This is a genomic window from Kitasatospora sp. NPDC088134 (assembly GCF_044741705.1).
Taxonomy (GTDB): domain Bacteria; phylum Actinomycetota; class Actinomycetes; order Streptomycetales; family Streptomycetaceae; genus Kitasatospora.
On the sequence record NZ_JBIUTD010000009.1, the window covers coordinates 227,625 to 246,344 of the forward strand.

17 protein-coding genes are annotated in these 18,720 nt (G+C 75.1%); 15 read left to right on the plus strand and 2 right to left on the minus strand.

What is annotated here, in order from left to right; all coding sequences use genetic code 11:
* Positions 1 to 372 precede the first annotated feature (372 nt).
* From ACIOHG_RS17410 to ACIOHG_RS17450, 9 genes are all read left to right on the plus strand, one after another.
* Positions 373 to 1,761: an ATP-binding protein gene (locus tag ACIOHG_RS17410; protein WP_400951042.1), complete on the plus strand. Its 1,389-nt coding sequence runs from the start codon at positions 373 to 375 to the stop codon at positions 1,759 to 1,761.
* Positions 1,758 to 2,195 carry a roadblock/LC7 domain-containing protein gene (locus tag ACIOHG_RS17415; RefSeq protein ID WP_400951045.1) on the plus strand — a complete coding sequence of 146 codons (438 nt, stop codon included), beginning with the start codon at positions 1,758 to 1,760 and terminating at the stop codon, positions 2,193 to 2,195. Before ACIOHG_RS17410 ends, ACIOHG_RS17415 begins: the two co-directional genes overlap by 4 nt.
* The gene (locus ACIOHG_RS17420; protein WP_400951047.1) at positions 2,192 to 2,572 is read left to right on the plus strand and encodes a DUF742 domain-containing protein; all 381 of its coding nucleotides are present in this window, start codon (positions 2,192 to 2,194) and stop codon (positions 2,570 to 2,572) included. The genes ACIOHG_RS17415 and ACIOHG_RS17420 overlap by 4 nt, the downstream gene beginning before the upstream one ends.
* Complete coding sequence (locus tag ACIOHG_RS17425; RefSeq protein WP_400951049.1) at positions 2,547 to 3,164, plus strand: GTP-binding protein; 618 nt, start codon at positions 2,547 to 2,549, stop codon at positions 3,162 to 3,164. The genes ACIOHG_RS17420 and ACIOHG_RS17425 overlap by 26 nt, the downstream gene beginning before the upstream one ends.
* On the plus strand, positions 3,161 to 4,405 hold the full coding sequence (locus ACIOHG_RS17430; RefSeq protein WP_400951052.1) for a cytochrome P450: 1,245 nt from the start codon (positions 3,161 to 3,163) through the stop codon (positions 4,403 to 4,405). The genes ACIOHG_RS17425 and ACIOHG_RS17430 overlap by 4 nt, the downstream gene beginning before the upstream one ends.
* 159 nt (positions 4,406 to 4,564) lie before the next feature.
* On the plus strand, positions 4,565 to 5,686 hold the full coding sequence (locus tag ACIOHG_RS17435; RefSeq protein WP_400951054.1) for a polyprenyl synthetase family protein: 1,122 nt from the start codon (positions 4,565 to 4,567) through the stop codon (positions 5,684 to 5,686).
* The gene (locus ACIOHG_RS17440; protein ID WP_400951057.1) at positions 5,683 to 7,299 is read left to right on the plus strand and encodes a prenyltransferase/squalene oxidase repeat-containing protein; all 1,617 of its coding nucleotides are present in this window, start codon (positions 5,683 to 5,685) and stop codon (positions 7,297 to 7,299) included. The genes ACIOHG_RS17435 and ACIOHG_RS17440 overlap by 4 nt, the downstream gene beginning before the upstream one ends.
* Positions 7,296 to 8,675 (plus strand): cytochrome P450, encoded by a 1,380-nt coding sequence (locus ACIOHG_RS17445; protein ID WP_400951060.1) that lies wholly within the window; start codon positions 7,296 to 7,298, stop codon positions 8,673 to 8,675. Before ACIOHG_RS17440 ends, ACIOHG_RS17445 begins: the two co-directional genes overlap by 4 nt.
* Positions 8,672 to 9,682 (plus strand): hypothetical protein, encoded by a 1,011-nt coding sequence (locus tag ACIOHG_RS17450; protein WP_400951062.1) that lies wholly within the window; start codon positions 8,672 to 8,674, stop codon positions 9,680 to 9,682. The genes ACIOHG_RS17445 and ACIOHG_RS17450 overlap by 4 nt, the downstream gene beginning before the upstream one ends.
* Positions 9,683 to 9,709: 27 nt before the next feature.
* Here ACIOHG_RS17450 and ACIOHG_RS17455 read toward each other — a convergent pair whose 3' ends face one another.
* The gene (locus ACIOHG_RS17455; RefSeq protein WP_400951065.1) at positions 9,710 to 10,393 is read right to left on the minus strand and encodes a DUF5995 family protein; all 684 of its coding nucleotides are present in this window, start codon (positions 10,391 to 10,393) and stop codon (positions 9,710 to 9,712) included.
* Between the two features lie 209 nt (positions 10,394 to 10,602).
* On the opposite strand from ACIOHG_RS17455, the gene ACIOHG_RS17460 reads away from it, so the two are divergent.
* Together ACIOHG_RS17460 and tyrS are read left to right on the plus strand one after the other, a co-directional pair.
* Positions 10,603 to 11,310 (plus strand): hypothetical protein, encoded by a 708-nt coding sequence (locus ACIOHG_RS17460; RefSeq protein WP_400951068.1) that lies wholly within the window; start codon positions 10,603 to 10,605, stop codon positions 11,308 to 11,310.
* Between the two features lie 470 nt (positions 11,311 to 11,780).
* Positions 11,781 to 13,190 (plus strand): tyrosine--tRNA ligase, encoded by a 1,410-nt coding sequence (tyrS, locus tag ACIOHG_RS17465; RefSeq protein WP_400951071.1) that lies wholly within the window; start codon positions 11,781 to 11,783, stop codon positions 13,188 to 13,190.
* 232 nt (positions 13,191 to 13,422) lie between these two features.
* Here tyrS and ACIOHG_RS17470 read toward each other — a convergent pair whose 3' ends face one another.
* Positions 13,423 to 15,030, minus strand: coding sequence for a CehA/McbA family metallohydrolase (locus tag ACIOHG_RS17470; protein ID WP_400951073.1), 1,608 nt, complete (start codon positions 15,028 to 15,030; stop codon positions 13,423 to 13,425).
* A 502-nt stretch (positions 15,031 to 15,532) separates the two neighbouring features.
* Here ACIOHG_RS17470 and ACIOHG_RS17475 point away from each other — a divergent pair.
* From ACIOHG_RS17475 to ACIOHG_RS17490, 4 genes are all read left to right on the plus strand, one after another.
* Positions 15,533 to 17,182 (plus strand): ATP-binding protein, encoded by a 1,650-nt coding sequence (locus tag ACIOHG_RS17475; RefSeq protein WP_400951207.1) that lies wholly within the window; start codon positions 15,533 to 15,535, stop codon positions 17,180 to 17,182.
* Positions 17,179 to 17,586 (plus strand): roadblock/LC7 domain-containing protein, encoded by a 408-nt coding sequence (locus tag ACIOHG_RS17480; protein ID WP_400951074.1) that lies wholly within the window; start codon positions 17,179 to 17,181, stop codon positions 17,584 to 17,586. The genes ACIOHG_RS17475 and ACIOHG_RS17480 overlap by 4 nt, the downstream gene beginning before the upstream one ends.
* A 163-nt stretch (positions 17,587 to 17,749) precedes the next feature.
* The gene (locus ACIOHG_RS17485) at positions 17,750 to 18,103 is read left to right on the plus strand and encodes a DUF742 domain-containing protein (protein WP_400951076.1); all 354 of its coding nucleotides are present in this window, start codon (positions 17,750 to 17,752) and stop codon (positions 18,101 to 18,103) included.
* Positions 18,084 to 18,701 carry a GTP-binding protein gene (locus ACIOHG_RS17490; RefSeq protein WP_400951078.1) on the plus strand — a complete coding sequence of 206 codons (618 nt, stop codon included), beginning with the start codon at positions 18,084 to 18,086 and terminating at the stop codon, positions 18,699 to 18,701. The genes ACIOHG_RS17485 and ACIOHG_RS17490 overlap by 20 nt, the downstream gene beginning before the upstream one ends.
* Positions 18,702 to 18,720 lie beyond the last annotated feature (19 nt).

Sequence of the window (18,720 nt, forward strand, 5' to 3'; positions counted from 1 at the left end):
CGCCGCAGGGCTCCGGCGGGGCCGCCTGGCCGCGTCCCAGCAGGTGGGCGGACATAGTGAGCGAGATGGTCAATATGATCTAATGATCGCTCAGAAGCGGTGTTTGCGTGGCCAGTTGTGGCCGGGCGGCCCTGGGGGAGTGGCAGTTCGGCGGCGAGCCGGTCGGCGCGAGGTGCATATGCACCGGTGGACGTGGCATTCTGTCGCGTGCATGACACATCGGTCGTGGCATCCCGGCCGCACCCGGTGCCGCTCCGAGCAGTTTTCGTCCGCAATACGCCGGGACTCCCTAGGTCGGGCACCCGTTCACGAGGAACGGCTGCTCCGCAACGTCTGGCCTCCGGAGCCGGCTCTAGCCCGAGGACCCGACCGTTGACCTCGATTCCCGAGACCGCCGCTGTGGTGCTGGGCGCCACGACCGCGGCCGGTGCCGTAGCCACGGCGCTGCTGGCGCGTTCGCGTCGTGCCCTGGCCGCGCGCAGCGCCGCGCAGTCCGAGGCGCTGACCGCCGCCGAACTGCGCGGGCAGGCGTTCCACGACCAGCTCCAGCAGCTCGGTGACGAGCTCCAGCACCTGGTCGCCAACCGCCTCCCCGGCCTGGCGCTGCACCTGGTCAGCGCGCACCACCCGGTGCCCGGCCCCAAGCACGAGGCCCTGGCCGGGACGGCGTACGCCCCGCTGTACGAGGCCGTGCTCGGCCACTACACGGACACCGTGACCAAGGAGCGCCGGCGGATCGACGCCTCCGCCCGGGCCGCGCTGCGCGGTGCCTGCCAGGACATCCAGGCGCTGTCGTACCGGCTGCAGACGCAGGTCGAGAGCCTGCAGAGCGACTTCGACGACCCGCGGCTGCTGGACAGCCTGTTCAAGGTCGACCACCTCAACGAGCAGGCGATCCGCCTGGTCCAGAAGGCCGCGATCGTCTGCGGCGCCTGGCCCGGCCACGTCCGCCCGGACACCTACGTGGTCGAGATCGTCAGCGGCGCCTCCTCCCGGCTGCACGGCTACGAGCGGATCAAGATCAGCTCGCGGCTGCTCGACTCGAACCTCGCCGTGGTCGGCCGCGCCGCGGAGCCGATCGCGGTGGCCCTGACCGAGCTGATGGCCAACGCCCTCGAGCACTCCCGCGACGACCTCGCGGTGGAGGTCGGCGTCATCCAGACCGGCACCGGCAGCGTCTGCATCACCATCGACGACGCCGGCACCGGCATGAGCGCGGAGGCCGTCCGCCGCGGCGCCCGCCTGGTCTCCGGCGCCGAGCAGCAGGACACCCTGCTCACCGAGCTCGGCGACCCGCCGGCCCTCGGCCTGGCCGCGATCGGCCGCCTGGTCGCCGACCACGGCTTCCAGGTCTCGATCGACCAGGTCTCGCCCTACAGCGGGGTCCGCGCGGTCCTGACCGTCCCCCCGCACCTGTTGACGAAGATCGACGAGGAACAGGAGCCGATCTCGGCGATGGCCGCGATGCCCGCCGCGGCCCCCGCGGCACCGCAGTGGCCCGCCCAGGCCGCCCCGAACGCCGCCCCGCACAGCACCCCGGACAGCACCCCGGACAGCACTCCGGACAGTGCTCCGGACGAGGCCGACGACCTGCCCCAGCGCCGTCGCCGCCCCCGCGCGGAGCGCGGCCGCGGCGACGCCCCCGGCCTCGAACCGCAGGATCTGAACCCCGATCCCGAGACGGCCCGTGACACCTGGAGCCAGTTCCAGGCGGGCCTCGCCGCCGGCCAGGCCGCCACCGACTCGAAGGAAGAACAGTGACCCTTTCCCCCTCGCGCCCGGTGATCGAGGACCCGTCGTGGGTCCTGACCCCCCTCACCGAAGTCAGCAAAGAGGTCAAGCACGCCCTGATCCTGTCGAGCGACGGCATGGTGATCGGGGCGACGGAGGGACTCGGCCGGGACACCGCGGAGGGCATCTCCGCCATGACGGCGGCCCTGCACGGCGCGGCCCGCGCCGCGGCCAACGCCGCGCTGGAGGCCCCCGACGGGACCCCCGTCACCACCATCACCGTGCAGAACACCCACGGCACCTACATGATCATGCCGGCCGGTGCCCGCACCAACACCTTCATCGCCGTCGCCGGGGGTCTCGACATGCCCATGGGCACGGTCGCGCACATCATGGCCCGTCAGGCCAAGAAGCTCGGTGAACAACTGATGTCTGTTCCGGCCCGGACACAGGGGGCGTCATGAGCCGCCCGCTGCCGCGCCGGCGGATGATCCCGAGCTACCTGGCCACCCGGGGCGTCGGCACGCCGACCCGCAACACGGTCCACTCGCTGATGGCCGTGGTCGCCACCGGGCTCCCGCCGGCCCCGCACCACACCCCCGTGCAGCAGCGGATCATCTCGCTGCTCACGGGGGGCGCGCTGACCGTCAGCGAGACGGCCGCGTACCTGAGGCTGCAGACCGGCGTGTGCAAGGTCCTGGTCTCCCAACTCCTCGACGGCGGGCACCTGCAGGTCCGCGTCCCCGCCCCCGAGGCCCTGCTCCCCGACCCGAGCGCCGGCCGCCCGTCCAAAGAACTCCTGGAAGAGGTGCTGAGTGGACTCCGCGCGCTCAGGAAGTAGCCCCCGCCCCGTCTACCTGCCGGAAGAGGACCACCAGCGGCTGAAGATCCTGGTGGCCGGGCCGCTCGGCATCGGGAAGACCACCGCGATCAGGACGCTGTCCGAGATACCGACGCTGCACACCGACGAGGTGATGACCGACGCCGCCGCCTCGGCGGACGACCTCACCCTGGACGGCCTGCGCGACAAGACCACCACCACCGTCGCCATCGACTTCGGCCGGCTGACCGTGCCGCAGGCCAAGGTGGTCCTGTACCTGTACGGCACCCCCGGGCAGCGCCGCTTCCTGCCGCTGTGGGAGGACATCGCCGACGGCGCGATCGGCGCCCTGGTGCTGGCCGACACCCGCCGGCTGGACCAGTCCTTCGAGGTGATGGACCTGATCGAGGAGCGCGGCCTGGACTACGCGGTCGCGGTCAACACCTTCCCGACCTCGCCGGACCACAACCTGGAGACCCTGCGCGCCAAGCTCGACCTGGACGCCCGGACCCCGCTGGTGACCTGCGACGCCCGGGACAAGAACTCCACCCTGGACGCGCTGATCGCGCTGACCGCCCACCTGATCGCCCGAGCCGGGGAGAACGCCTCGTGACCCGCACCCCGCCCGCCACCCCGGTGCGCATCCACGGGCCGGAGCACGACGCGGACCCCGCGCGCAGCTACGACCTGCTGCGCCTGCAGGGGCCGGTGGGCCTCGCGGAGATCTCCCCCGGCGTGGTCGTCCACCTGGTCACCGACTACCGCGCGGCGATCGACCTGCTGCACGACACGGCGACCTGGACCAAGGACACCCGGTCCTGGATGGACCTGGTCCCGCCGGACAGCCCGCTGATGCCGCACGTCCAGTGGCGCCCCAGCCTGTTCTTCGCCGACGGCGAGCAGCACGCCCACCTGCGCAGCGTCATCACCGACAGCTTCGGCCTGCTCGACCCGCACGACGTCCGGGACCTGACCTTCCGTTACGCCGACACGCTGATCCAGCGGTTCGGGGCGGACGGCGAGGCCGACCTGGTCGCCCAGTACGCGCAGCAGCTCCCGCTGATGGTCTTCAACGCGCTGTTCGGCATGCCCGACGAGTACGCGCAGCGGCTGCTGGAGGCGCTGAGCGCGATGGTCGGCTCCGACCCGGAGCAGATGGCCCTGGGCGCGCAGTCGCTGAACGAGTACCTCGGCACCCTGTACGCCACCAAGGCGCAGCAGCGCGGGCACGACCTGACCTCGTGGTTCATCGACCACCCGAACGGGCTGAGCCCGGAGGACGTGCTCCAGCAGGTCATCATCGTGCTCGGCGCGGGCAACGAGCCGCTGACCAACCTGATCGCCAGCACGCTCGCCCGGATGCTCTCGGACGACCGCTACTTCGGCAGTCTCACCAGCGGCAGCCTGCCGATCCAGCACGCGATCGACGAGGCGCTGTGGAACGACTCGCCGCTGGCGAACTACAGCCTGCACTTCCCCCGGTACGACGTGCAGTTCCACGGCTCGTTCATCCCGGCGGGCGCGCCGGTGATGGTCTCCTACGCGGCGGCCAACACCTGCCCGCACAGCAACCCGCCGAAGGAGGACCACCGGTCCGGCAACAAGGCGCACCTGGCCTTCGCCGCCGGTCCGCACGCCTGCCCGGCCCGGTCCACCGCCGTGCTGGTCGCCACCGCGGCGATCGAGCGGCTCACCTCGTACCTGCCGGACATCCGGCTGGCCGTGCCCGCGTCGCGGCTCGTGTACCACGGCGGGCCGATCTACCGGGGCCTGAAGGCCCTGCCCGCCGCGTTCACCCCGATCCAGGAGGCCCGGCCCCGGGGCCGGGCGGCGGGGGAGCGCCTACCGGTCTGAGGCCGCGTCAGGATGTGTACGCACCAATGGGGGTGACGTGGCATCGACGGATCGAACCGTACCAACGGCGTGTTCTGCGCCACACCAGGACCAGGCGTGACAGCCGAAACGCCTGGGGAAGTGCGTTCCTGACCGAATCAGCTGCTTAAGGAACACCCATTGGCCGTTCTTGACCACAAGAGACGCGAGGCGTCCGCGCCCGAGGTCATACCCGCTCCCGCCGCACCGGACCTCCGGGCCGTGCGGCGGGAGGTCGACGCGGCGCTGGCCGCGTTCCTGGACGCCAAGGAGAAGTCCGCGCCCGGCCCGGAACTGCGGGCCCTGACCGACCGGGTCCGGACCTTCCTGGCCGGCGGGAAGCGCCTGCGCCCGCTGCTCTGCGTCACCGGCTGGCACGCCGCCGGCGGCGGGAGCGACCACGCGACGGCCGTCCGGGCGGCGGCCGGCCTGGAGCTCTTCCAGGCCTTCGCGCTGATCCACGACGACGTGATGGACGCCAGCGACACCCGGCGCGGCCGCCCCTCCACCCACCGGGCGATGGCCGCCGCCTACCTCGCCGACCGCGGCGGCCCGGCCGCCCGTGCCGCGCAGCACGGCCAGGGCGCCGCCGTCCTGGTCGGCGACCTCGCGCTGATCTGGTCCGACGAACTGCTGAACGGGGCGAGCCTGGCGGCCCGCCGCCCCGAGCGCGTCCTGCCGCTGCTGGACGAGATGCGCAGCGAGGTGCTCTACGGCCAGTACCTCGACCTGCAGACCACCGGCCGGCTCTCCGCGGACGTCGACACCCCGCTCCGGGTCATCCGCTACAAGACCGCGAAGTACACCGTCGAACGGCCGCTGCACGTCGGCGCCGCGCTGGCCGGCGCCACCCCGCAGGCCGAGGCCGCGCTCAGCGCCTTCGCCCTGCCGCTCGGCGAGGCCTTCCAGCTCCGCGACGACCTGCTCGGCGTCTTCGGCGACCCCGAGCGGACCGGCAAGTCGGTCCTGGACGACCTGCGGGCCGGCAAGGCCACCGTGCTGATGGCGCTCGCCGTCCAGCGCGCCTCGCACCGCGAACTGCGCTCCCTGCAGGCCCGGTTCGGCCGCCCCAACCTCACCGAGCGGGACGCCGCCGTGGTCCGCTCCGTGCTGGAGGCCACCGGGGCCCGGCAGGCCGTCGAGGAACTGATCCGGACCAGGCTGGCCCAGGCGCTGACCGCCCTCGACCACGCCCCCTTCCCGGCCGGCGCCCGCGCGGCGCTGCGGGACATCGCCCGCTCCGCAACCACGAGGCACGCATGAACGACCAGCAGCACCCCGACGCCGGCCCCGCCCGGGCGACGGCCCTCGCCGAGCGCCCGGCCGACCGCGCCCACCTCGCCGCGGCGGCCGGACTGATCGACGCGGTCGACGCCGACCCCTGGGGCAGCGTCCGCCCGTCCCCGTACGAGACGGCCCGGGTGCTGTCCGCCGCCCCCTGGCTGCCCGGCGAGCCCGCCCGGATCGCCTACCTGCTCGACGGGCAGGCCGCCGACGGCAGTTGGGGCGACGGCCCGGCGCCCTACCGGCTGCTGCCGACCCTCAGCGCCGTCGAGGCGCTGCTCGCGGTGCTGGAGCGGCGGCCCGCGACCGGCGACGCCGCCGACCGCCTCGCCGCGGCCGCCACCCGCGGCCTCGCCGCGCTGGCCGGCCTGCCGCCCGCCGGGCCGTGGCCGGACACCGCCGCCGCCGAGATCCTGGTCCCCGGCCTGGTCGCCCGGATCGGCGAGCAGCTCGACCGGCGGGCCGCCGACGGCCGCCCGCCGCTCGGCCCGCGCCCCGCCGTCCCCGGCGGCTACCACGCCGCCGCGCCCGAGGCGGTCGCCCGCAAGTGCGCGGCCGCCGGCGGCGTCCCGTTCAAGCTCCACCACACCTTCGAGGGCGTCGCCCGCCTGCTGCCCGACGCCCTGCTGCCCGCGGCGGACGGCCTGCTCGGCAGCTCCCCGGCCGCCACCGCCGCCCGGCTGGCCGCCCCCGGCACCGGCCCGTGGCGGCAGGGCGCGGCCGACGCGCTCGCCGCGGCGGCCCGGCGCTACGGCGGCCTGCTGCCCGAGGCCGCGCCGATCACCGTGTTCGAACGGCTCTGGGTCGCCGCCGCGCTCGCCCGCCCCGGCCTGCCCCCGGTCGGCGTCCCCACCCTGCGCCGCTGGGTCGACCACCTCTACGACCCCGAGGGCGTCCGCGGCGCGCCCGGGCTGATGGTCGACGCCGACGACACCGCCATGACGGTGCTGGTCGCCGCCCTGGTCGACCGGCCCCGCGACCCCGCCCCGCTGGCCGCCTTCGACAACGGCCGCCACTACGACTGCTACATCGGCGAGGACACCGGCTCGCTCAGTGCCAACGCGCACGCCCTGCAGGCCCTGCGGGCCCACCTCCGCCACCACCCCGGGGCCGCGGACACCCACCTGCCGGTGATCCGCCGGGTCGCCGACTGGACGGCCGAGCACCAGCAGCCGCAGGGCCACTGGAGCGACAAGTGGCACGCCTCCCCGTACTACGCCACCGAACGGTGCGTCACCGCGCTGGCCGGCCTCCCCGGCCCCCGGGCGGAACGCGCCGTCGCGGCCGCCGCCGGCTGGGCCCTGGACACCCAGCACCCGGACGGGTCCTGGGGCGTCTGGGGCGGCACCCCCGAGGAGACCGCCTACGCCGTCAAGATCCTGCTGAGCACGCCCGGAACGGCCCGGCGGCCCGAGCACGCCCGCGCGCTGGACCGCGCCGAGGAGTTCCTGGCCGCGACCGCCGACACCCCCCGGCACCCCGCGCTCTGGCACGACAAGACCCTGTACGCCCCGGAGGCGATGATCCGGGCCGAGGTCCTCGCCGCCCGCCAACTCCTGCGCACCCGCCCGCCGAGGGAGCACCGCCCGTGACCACCGCCACCGCTGCCACCGCCGCTGCCGCGCCCGTCCCGGACGCCCCCGGGCGGCTGCCCGGCCTCGGACACGTGGGACCGCTGCTCCGCGACCGGCTGGGCTTCCTCCAGCGGCTGCGCGGCCACGGCGACGTGGTGCGCATCCAGGTCGGCCCGCGCCCGGTGTACGTCGTCAACGCGCCCGAACTGATCTGGGAGATGCTCACCACCCAGTCCGGCAACCTCGGCAAGGGCCGGCTGTTCGACAAGCTCCGCCTGTTCGGCGGCGCCCCGCTGCCGATCGCCGAGGGCCGGCAGCACCTGGAGCGCCGCCGCCTGATGCAGCCCGCCTTCCACCGCGAGCGGATCAACTCCTACATCGACCGGATGAGCAGCACCGCCGAGGCCACGATCGGCGGTTGGCGGCCCGGGCAGCGGCTCGACGTGCTCAACGAGATGCAGCTGATGACCCAGGGCGTCGTCATGTCGGTGCTGTTCTCCGACGACCCCGCGCGCGACCCGGCGCAGGCCGTCATGAACGGCGTCGACACCGTCTTCCAGGCCGCCATCCGCCGCGCCGTCGTCCCGTTCTCCGGCTGGGAGCGGCTGCCGCTGCCCGGCAACCGCCGACTCCGGGCCGCGAGCACCCTGCTGCGCCGCACCGTCGGCGACATCGTCGCCGCCCACCGGGCCGACCCCGAGCCCAAGGACGACCTGGTCACCCTGCTGCTGGAGGCCCGCGACGAGGACGGCCGGCCGCTGGACGACGAGGAGATCCTGTCCGAGATCACCGCCCTGCTGGCCGCCGGCTCCGAGACCACCGCCGTCACCATGGCCTGGCTCTTCCACGAACTGGGCCGCCACCCGGAGATCGAGGAACAGCTGCACCGGGAGGTCGACGAGGTGCTGGCCGGCGGCCCGCCCACCGCCGAGCACCTGCCCCGGCTGCCGCTCACCCGACGGCTCGTCACCGAGACGCTGCGCCTGCACAACCCGGGCTGGGTGGTCACCCGCGAGACCACCGTGCCGATCCGGCTCGGCGGCGCGGAGCTGCCCGCCGGGGCCGACCTGCTGTGGAGCCCGTACGCGCTGCACCGCGACCCGGAGCTGTACCCCGACCCGCTGCGCTTCGACCCGGACCGCTGGCTGCCCGAGCGCCCGCAGCCGCCCAGGGGCGCCTACATCCCGTTCGGCGCCGGGAAGCGGATGTGCATCGGCGACGGCTTCACCTGGGCGGAGGCCACCGTCCTGACCGCGCTGATCGCCTCCCGCTGGACGCTGCGGCAGGTCCCCGGCAGCACCGTCCGGCCGGTGCCCGCGATCACCGTCCACCCCTCCGCGCTGCACATGACCGTCGAGGCGCGCGGGCCCGTGGCGGCCCGGGAGGCGGTGTGAGCGCCACCGCCCGCCTGACCATGCCCGACCTGGCCCCGGCCTTCCCCGGCCCCTTCCCGAGCAGCCCGCACGCGGAGCAGGTCGGGGCGCACCTGGAGGAGTGGCTGGAGCGCTTCCCGCTGCTCGCTCCGTCCGGCAAGCGGCGGGTGCTGTGCGACATCGTGGCGCACGGCGTGGCCCGGACCTTCCCCACCGCCGACCCGGACGGCCTCCGGTTGACCGCCGACCTCTTCCTCTGGCTCACGGCCTTCGACGACGTCCACGGTGAGGAGGCCGCCGCCGCCGACCCGGCCGGGCTGGTGCGCCGGATCCAGCCCTGCGTGCACCAACTGGGCGGCGGCGCGGCGCCGTTGGGCGCCGACCCGTTCGACGCGGCGCTCCGCGACCTGCTGGCGCGGCTGCGCGACCGGGCCACCGCCGAGCAGTACCTGCGGGTGGCCGGCTGCCTGCGGGACGTCCTGTTCGGCATGGTCTGGGAGGCGCACCGGCCCGCCGGGGACGGGGACGGGGACGGTTCGGGCGGGGCCGGGGACGGTTCGGTCGGGTTCGGGGCCGGGGGGAGCGGTCTGCGGGAGTACCGGGAGGTCCGCCCGCACACCGTGTTCGCCCGGACCCTGCTCGCCCTCGCCGAGGTCGTCCTGGGCTACGAACTGCCCGCGGCGGACCGGGACACGTCGGCCGTGCGGGAGCCCGAGGAGGCCGTCGCCGACCTGGCCGGCGTCCTCAACGACCTCTGCTCCTACGCGCGGGAGTCCGCCAAGGGCGCCCCGGCCTCGCTGAACCTGGTCCCGCTGCTGGTCCGGGCGCACGGCGGCGACCTGTCCGCCGGGTACGCCGCGGCCGCCCGGCTCGCCGAGGAGCGCGCCGCGGCCGCCCGGCGCGGGATCGACGCGCTGGCCGCCGCGGGCCCGGCCCCGCTGGCGCGGCACGCCGCCGCCCTGGAGACCATCGCGCACTCCTACGTCTGGCACGTCGACCACGCCCGCTACCGGGGAGCGGGGGGCTGACGGCCGGTCACCTCCGGCCGGGGGCGGTCAGTTCGGGCCGAGCGGGACCAGCAGGGCCCGGCTGACCATCCCGACCGAGCCGGACAGCGCCTCGGCGGCCAGCCGGGCGGCGGGCGGCAGGCGGCGCAGCTCCCAGAGCGCCAGTACCGAGGCCCAGGCGGCGTCCCGGGCCCGGTCGATGCTCCAGACGCCGAGGACGTGCAGCAGCGGGTCGGCGGCGGACAGCTCGGCGGGGGCGGGCAGCAGGGCGGCCCGGACCTCCGCCTCGACCTGCGCCAGCAGGGTGTTGATCCGCAGGTAGTCGTCCGCCAGCCGCCCGGGGTCGCACCCGGTGCGCCGGCAGGTGTCCAGCACGGACAGCGGCAGGTCGTTCTCGATGTGGGCGTTCATCCCGGCCAGCGCGAACTGCAGCGGGTGGACGCCGGGCGCGCCGCGCAGTTCGAACAGCGGGCGCCAGCAGGCGGCCGGGCGGCGGCCGGCCCGGTCCTCGTCCACCGCGGCCAGGTAGCGGCCGGCGAACACGGCGTCCAGCTCGGCCATCGCGGCCGGGTCGGTGAAGTACTCGTCGGCGAGGTGGTCGCGGACCAGCCGGGTCACGGTCAGGTACATCGCGTTGAACACGGCGACCCCGTCGGCGGCGGGCAGTTCGGCGGCGAGCTGCGCCATCCGGTCGACCGCTCGGTCGACCGCCGATTCCTGACTGATCGTCATCCGGTCATCTCATCCTCTCGTCGGGACGGGGCGTCCACTCTGACAGCCCGTCGGCCCGGCCGGAAGACGCCGCGCCCGAGGGCGAAGCAGATCGGCCGACGCAAACTGAGAACAAGCCAAAAGCGTTCACGATTCATCTCAGCTAATGACAAGCCGGTTGTGGCGGTGCGCTAATTGATCTGTCCAGTTCAACGACGGAAGGACACCCCATGAAGGCGCTCTCCCGACTGCTCGCGACCGGCGCGGTCGCCGGCACCATGCTGCTCGCCGCCGCGATACCCGCCTCGGCGACCCCGGCCCAGGCGAACTACTCCGGCGAGTCCTACGGCTACTCCACCGCCACGGCCGCCAAGCAGGCGGCCGTCAACGACGCGCTGGCATCGGCCGCCGCCGCCGGGTTCAGCGCCGCCCAGTGCCGCACCCTCGGCGTGCCGACGGCCTACCGGGACGACCTCGGCGCCCCCCGGACCGTCCGCCCCGCGGCCGCGCTGCTGCCGCCGCCCGGAAGCGTGTGGGACGGCTCCGCGCAGGTCCAGTGCCTCACCCAGCCGGTGGCCGGCACGGTCGCGCTGGAGCGCTACTACGGCCAGGAACACCTGAGCGGCACCGGGGCCACGCCGGCCGGGTACTACCTGGAGAGCAGCCTCGGCTGGCTCTACACCGGCCAGGTGGCCGGAACCCACGCGCTGTACGCCTGCAAGGTCTGGAATTCGACGGACACCTTCACCTCGGTCGCCGGGAACTGCGAGGGCCAGCAGTACGTGGCCCAGCTGGGCTTCATCAACGACGCGCCGCCGGCCGGCCTGGCGAGCCGCCCGGTGCGGCGCTGCACCGTCAACGGCGAGCACTTCGACTCGAACGACCTCAACTGCGAGGGGCAGTTCGCGGAGGGCGTCCTCGGGTACGCGCTGAACTGATCCACCCGCGGAACCGACCCGCCCGCGACCGGCGGTCGGCCCCGGCATGGGCCGACCGCCGGTTCCGTCCCTCGGGAGAAAAACGGGTGCGCGGGGCACGGCGGCTGGGACAGGATGGGCGACGACGGCGGTGCCGGGCGCACGAGCGCTCCCGCCGTTCCCTGTTCCCGGAGGCTCGCGTGGTGAAGCGATATTAGTGGCGGCTCGCACCGCCCTCCGGCCTGCCCGCTTCCCGGGCGGCCGGGCTTCCCGGCCCTCCGCACGACCCCGCCGACGCCTGCCGCGCGCCGCCCCTGAGCGCGCCCGGCCCTTGCGTCGCCGGGTCGCCGCCACCCGCCGTGAGCCCTGGGCGGCCGCCCCTTCGCGGGCCGGCCGGCACCCCGCCGTCCCGGCCACCCTCGAACCCCCGTTCTCGTTCGTGGTGCGCGGCCGGTCGCCGCCGCGCGCCGCCACGCCCCGAGAGGATGGCCATGGCCGCCACCGCCTTCGACCGCACCGTCACCCGAATCCGCGAACTCATCGATTCCGAGGGGGAGTTGCGGGAGGGCCCGGAACTCGGCCGCCTGCTCGGCCTGCTCGCCGAACGCCGCGCCGCCGACCTCTCCGGCCTCCCGCCCGCCCGGCAGGCCGAACTGCTCGGCGCCCGCGCCGCCCAGGTGCTCCCCGGCACCGACCGGCTGGCCGCGCTGCTCGCCGAGGGCCGCCCGCTGACGGTCAAGTTCGGCATCGACCCCACCGGGGCGGACGTCCACCTCGGGCACGCCGTCCCGATGATCCTGGCCGGCCGCCTGCAACGGATGGGCCACCGGGTGGTGTTCCTGGTCGGCGACATCACCGCCCGGATCGGCGACCCGTCCGGCCGCAGCGCCGAACGCCCCCCGCTGACGGAGCAGGACGTGCTCCGCAACCTCGCCACCTACCGGCAGCAGGTCGGCCCGTTCTTCGACTTCGAGCGGGCCGAGTTCCGGTTCAACAGCGAATGGCTCGCGCCGATGACGCTGCCGCGCTTCCTCGACGTGCTGGCCGCCCTGCCCGCCTCCGCCGCGCTCCAGCGCGAGGACTTCCGCACCCGGCTCGCCGAGGGCAGCGGGCTGACGCTGGCCGAACTGGTCTACTCCGTGGTGATGGCGCTGGACTCGGTGGAGATCGTCGCCGACCTCGAACTCGGCGGCCTCGACCAGCTGTTGAACCTGCAGATGTGCCGCCGGGTGATGGCCGCGCGGGGACAGCGGCCGGAGGTGGTGCTGGCCACCGCCCTGATCGAGGGCACCGACGGCACCGGCGCCAAGATGAGCAAGTCCAAGAACAACTTCGTCGGACTGGCCTTCCCCGCCGAGGAGATGTTCGGCCGCCTGATGTCCTGCGCGGACCGGCTGCTGCCCGACTACCTCCGGGCCCTGACCGAACTGCTCGACGAGGAGGTCGAGTTGCTGCTCGCCCAGGTCGACGGCGGCCGCCGCCACCCGATGGCCGTCAAGACCCTGCTGGCCGCCGCCGTCACCGCCACCGTGCACGGGGCGGAGGCGGCGCTCGCCGCCCGGGACGCCTTCCGCGCCCGCTACTCGGTGCGCCGGTTCTCCGCGGCCGGGCCGCTGCCCGCCGCCGATCCGGCCGCGCACGGCGCGGCGACGCTCGGCGAACTCCTGGTCAAGGCGGCCGGCGAACTGCCCAGCCTCAACCAGGTCCGCCGGGTCGCCGGGGCGGGCGGCCTGAGACTCGTCGTCGAGACCACCGACGGCGGGCAGCGCACCGTCCCGCTCACCCGCACCGACGCCGACGAACGCCTGCACGTCGTCCTCGCCACCCACGACCTCACCAGGCCCACCGCAACCCGCCGGATCTTCCTGCGCTGCGGCCGGAAGGTGCTGGAGCTGACCTGATCCCCGAGGTTCGCGCTGCGCGCGGGGCGGAAGGCGGTGGCCGGAGGGAACGGGAGTCGACCTGAACCGTCCTGCGCGGAGCGTGAGTTCGCGCAGGGGGAGCGAGGGGGTGCAGCCGGAAGGTGCTGGAGCTGACCTGAGCCTCGCCGGCCGGGCCGTGCACCTTTGCTTTTGCTGGGGGTGCGCGGCGCGGCCGGCGGGGGCGTGCGCCTCTGGCGCGGCTGACCGGCCGTCAGGCGGTGTGCAGGACGATCGGGTTGGTGAGGGCGGCCATCGGGCCCCAGGGGAGGTCGGGGCCCATGGAGTTGCCCTTGCCCGGGGTGCCGTCGGGGCGGGGGTGGCGGACCTCGGCGCGGACGTAGGCGGCGAGGGAGGCGGTGGTGCGCCAGACCACCGTGCCGTTGCCGTCGGCGGGGAGGGACTCCTGGTGGAGCTGGCCCTCGTCGGTGAGCAGGCGGACGGTGCCGCCCGGGACGCCGGAGACGGTGAGGCGGACGTCGACGGGGGCGTCCGCCGGGACGGTCAGGCGTTCGCCGATGCCGGCCTGTCGGCCGTGCCCGGTGGCGGTGAACTCCAGCCGCACGGCGGCGGATTCGGCCAGCCAGCTGCGCCCGGCGCGCAGGCCGGCCAGGATCGCGGGGCGGCTCAGGTCGTCGGCCAGCACCACGTTGTGCGGGCTGCCGATGACCTGCGGGGAGCTGTGCGCGTCGCTGTTGCCCATCGCGGGCAGCCAGTCCCGGCCCTCGTGCAGGGCGGTGGCGAGGCCCGCGTCCCAGCTGTCGACGGCGGACTCGTCGTCGTACGTCCAGGGGCCGTTCCAGACCTCGACGGCGTCGGCGTCCTGGAGGCCGAACTTCCACTGGCAGGCCACGTACGGGCAGTAGGGGTGGGCGGGGACGACCAGGCCGCCGGCCCGGCGGACCTGGCGGGCGAAGCGCGGGAACTGCCCGTCCCGGGCCCGGTAGCGCCAGTCGACGAACCGGCCGGGCTCCAGGCCGAGGGCCAGCCAGTGGCCGTTGCGGGTGGTGACCTCCTCGCCGGTGACGATCAGCAGGTCGGGACCGGCCAGCGGGCCCCAGACGGCGTGCGAGGAGGTGGTGTTGTGGTCGGTGGAGACGAGGAAGTCGAGCCCGGCGGCGCGGGCCCCGGCGGCGACCTCCTCCGGGAGGCGGCGGCCGTCGGAGTGCACGGTGTGCAGGTGGCAGTCGCCCCGGTACCAGGCCCGGCCGCGGCCGCGGGCCCGCTCGGCCGGGTACTGCGGGACGAAGGCCGGGCCGGGCTCGCCGAACCGGAGGGTGACCTGCACCGAGTACGTCAGGCCCTGCGGGGCGACCTGGTAGGGGCCGAGCACCACGTGCCAGGTGCCGGGGTCGACCGGGCCGGGCAGGTAGCCGGGGGTGGCGGCTTCCCGGGACACCGCGAACGAGCTGCGGAAGCCGCCGGACCAGCCCCGGAAGCCCCGGCCGCCGAGCTCGGTGCCGCGCTGGTCGAACAGGCCGATGTCGCAGGAGTTGCCGGGGGTGCCGGCCGGGACGGCGGGCTTGTCGTAGCTGTACGACACCGCGATCTCGCGCACCCCGCGCGGCACTTCCACCGGGAGCAGGACGAAGTCGGGCGCGCCGGTGGGGAGGTGGCCGGTCATCGTGATCACCCGGTCGGCGGGCGCGGCCCCGGCGGGCGCGGTGTCGGCAGGCGGGGTGTCGGTGCCGGGCGCGTCGGCGGCCCGGGCCGGTCCGGCGGCGGCGAGCGGGGCGGCGACCCCGGCGGCGGTCGCGGCGCCGGTGGCGAGTCCGGCGCGCAGCAGGGTGCGGCGGTCGGGGCGGTTCGGTGCGGTGCTCATGCGGGTTCCCCTCGGTGGGCGGGCGGTTCGCCGCGCCCCTACCCGGCCCGGTGAACCGGGGGTGAGGAGGGGCCCACGGGCGCGCGGAGGACCGGTGAAACCGCACCGGGCCGACCGTGTTGCGCCCCGTGAATATTCTCGGTGGATATGACGAACTGACGGTCCGTCAGTAGTCTCTTCCGGGTGCGGCCCTACCACCCGGGCCGGGTCGTGGGCGGAGTTTTGTCGTGAGCACCGCTCTTCCGGGTGAATCCGGCGGCGCAGCGCGCGCGGGAGCGCGTGATGCGACAAGCCTATGAGCCGGGCGTGCGGGGGCGGAACCGCTCCGCCCGGCGTCGGGAATCCCGGCCCGCCAGGTCAACCCTCCTGGTGGAAAAGGGAGCTGACGGACCGTCAGTCCGATCGCGCACCGGCTATGCTGCTGCGCGCCCCGGGCCCCGCCGCGCCGCCCGGCCCGCCCGCCCGTTCCGCCGTCCCGTCCCAGACCGTATTGAGGATGCTGATGCTTCGAGCCGGATCGTCACCAGGAAACCGGCTGCCCGCAGCCGTGCTCGTCGGCCTGCTGCCCGCGGTGGTGATCGGCGCGGCGGTCGGTCTCGCCGCCGCCGGCGCCCCCGGGCGGGCCGCGGCGGTCCTGTGGTGCGGCCTGGTCGGCGCGGCGGCCGTGGCGACGGCCGGGTTCGAGGCGGTCCGCCGCGGCCGCGCGCTGGAGCTGGCGCAGGAGGAACTGGCCCGCCGCGAGGAGGAGCTGCGCCACCGGCTGGCCCGCCAGCAGGCCGGCATGCTCGAACTCGCCAAGAACGAACTGCCCGCCGCCGTCGCCCGCCTCCAGGGCGGCGAGTACGTCACCGACGTGCTCCGCTCCTACGAGCAGCAGCACGTCCCCAACGCCGGCGACGACTTCCACGACGCCCGGCTCGCCGTGCTCCGCTCCGTCCTCGACGCGGTCGACAACGAGGAGGCGATGCGCGAGTCCGCGCAGCGCGCCTTCGTCAACATCGCCCGCCGGGTGCAGGCCATCGTCCACCGCCAGGCCGTCGACCTGCGGCAGATGGAGGACCGGCACGGCAACGACCCGGCGGTCTTCGACGACCTGCTGGTGATCGACCACGGCAACGCCCTGATCGGCCGGCTCGCCGACTCCATCGCCGTGCTCGGCGGCGCCCGCCCCGGCCGCCAGTGGAACAACCCCGTGCCGCTGTACAGCGTGCTGCGCGGCGGCATCTCCCGCATCCTCGACTTCCGCCGGGTCGAACTGCACCCGGTCTCCGAGGTCGCCGTCACCGGCCCCGCCGTCGAACCGTTGATCCACGCGCTCGCCGAACTCCTCGACAACGCCACCCGCTACTCGCCTCCGCAGACCGACGTCCACCTCACCGCCGTCGAGGTGCAGACCGGCATCGCCATCGAGATCGAGGACGGCGGCCTCAGCCTCGGCGAGGAGGGCCGGGCCCGGGCCGAACGGATGCTGGAGGAGGCCCAGTCCGGCATCGACCTGAACGACCTCGGCGAGACCCCGCGCCTCGGCCTCGCCGTGGTCGGCCGGCTGGCCCGCGCCTACGGCTTCCAGGTCTCGCTCCGCCCGTCCGCGTACGGCGGCGTCCGGGCCGTGCTGATCGTCCCGCAGCGCTACATCACCACCGCGCCCGCGCCCAGCCGCGCCCACGGCATCGGCCGGCTCGCCGGCAGCACCCCCACCGCGGTCCCGCCGCGCCGGATGGAGCCCGAGGGCCAGCCGTACCGCGACCCCGCCGCCCCGGCCCCGGCGCCCGCCCCGGTCCACACCCCCGCCCCGGCGCCCGCCGCGACCCACACGCCCGCCGGCGGTTTCGCCGCCGCCGCGGCCTTCCCCCGGGCCGGCGGCCACCCGCGCGCCGTGCCGGCCCCCGCACCCGCAGCAGAGGACGACGCGCCCGTGGTCGTCGAACGCACCGCCAACGGCCTGCCCCAGCGCCGCCGCCACGCCGCCCCGCCGCGCTTCGGCACCCCGGCGCCCCGCGCGGCGCAGGCCCCCGAACCCGCCCCCGAGCCGGTCCAACCCGGCCTGTGGCTGGCCGCCTTCACCGACGGGGTCAACGGCCACCAGCCGTCCGCCGGCGGGTCCGGCGGCCGCCACGCCAGTGAAGAGTCAGCAGGGAAAGGCGAGAAGTGATTCAGCAACGGACCAACATGGACTGGATGCTCAGGGACCTCGCGGAGAGCGTCCCGCACGCACGGCACGCCATCGTCCTGTCGGCCGACGGCCTCCGGCTGGCCCAGTACGGCACCGACCCCGACACCGCGGACCGGCTGGCCGCCGCCTGCGCCGGCCTGCAGAGCCTGGCGCACGCCGTCGGCCACGAGTTCCCGCACGGCGACGGCCGGATGCGCCTGGTGGTGATCGAGGTCGGCGGCGGCTTCTTCTACCTGATGGCGGCCGGCTCCCGGGCCTTCCTCGCGGTGCTCGCCGACGAGGGCGTGGACGCCGGGCTGGTCGGCCAGCGGATGCGCGACCTGGTCGCCCGGATCGGCGAGCACCTCACCACGCCCGCCCGCAGCGGCGAGCAGATCGCGTGATTCGGGCGACCCGACCCGACGGACCGCCGGGGGGCTGTCCGGCCGCGGAACCGACCGGGCGTCGGAGGCGCGGCCCGGCAGCGGGTCCGACCGGGCCGCGGGCCGACCGTCCGGAGAACCCGCCGGCGTGCCCCCCGGGCGCCGGCCGCAACGAGGGGCGGGGATGAGCGACCAGGACTGGGCGGACGCCAACCCGGAACGGCTCTACGTGATCAGCCGGGGGCGCGGCCGGCAGGCCGGCGCCGCCGGGTTCGACCTGGTGACCCTGATCATCGCCCGCTCCCGCCCCGAACCCACCATGCAGCCCGAGCACGCCGCGATCCTGCGGATCTGCGGCTCCCCGCTCTCGGTGGCCGAGATCTCCGCGTACCTGCGCCTGCCGAACAGCCTGGTCGCCGTCCTGCTGGCCGAGCTGCTCGCCGAGCGCCGGATCGAGGCCCGGGCGCCCATCCCGCGCGCCGCCCTTCCCGACCTTTCCCTGTTGGAGGCAGTCATCCATGGACTTCAGCGGCTCTGAACCGGTGCGCGGGCCGCGCGAGGCCGAACTGCTCCCGGCCAGCATGGCCAACGCCGTCAAGGTGGTCATCGTCGGCGGCTTCGGGGTCGGCAAGACCACCCTGGTCGGCTCGGTCAGCGAGATCCGCCCGCTGACCACCGAGGAGACCATGACCGAGGCCGGTGTCGGTGTCGACGACCTGGCCGGGGTGGAGCGCAAGAGCTCGACCACGGTGGCGATGGACTTCGGCCGGATCACCATCAGCGACGAACTCGTGCTGTACGTCTTCGGCACCCCCGGCCAGGAACGCTTCTGGTTCCTCTGGAACGGCCTGTTCGAGGGCGCGCTCGGCGCCGTCGTGCTGGTCGACACCCGCCGCCTGGAGGTCTCCTTCGACGTGCTGGGACGGCTGGAGGACCGCGGCGTGCCGTTCGTGGTCGCCATCAACTCCTTCCCCGAGTCGCCCGGTTACCCCGTCGACGAACTGCGCGCCGCCCTCGACCTGCCGCACCACGTCCCGATCGTCGCCTGCGACGCCCGCTCCCGGGAGTCCAGCCGCGACGTCCTGATGGCCCTGATGCGGTACCTGTACGAGCTCGCCGCCCAGCCCGTCGGCTGACCCCCCGTCACCCCGTCCG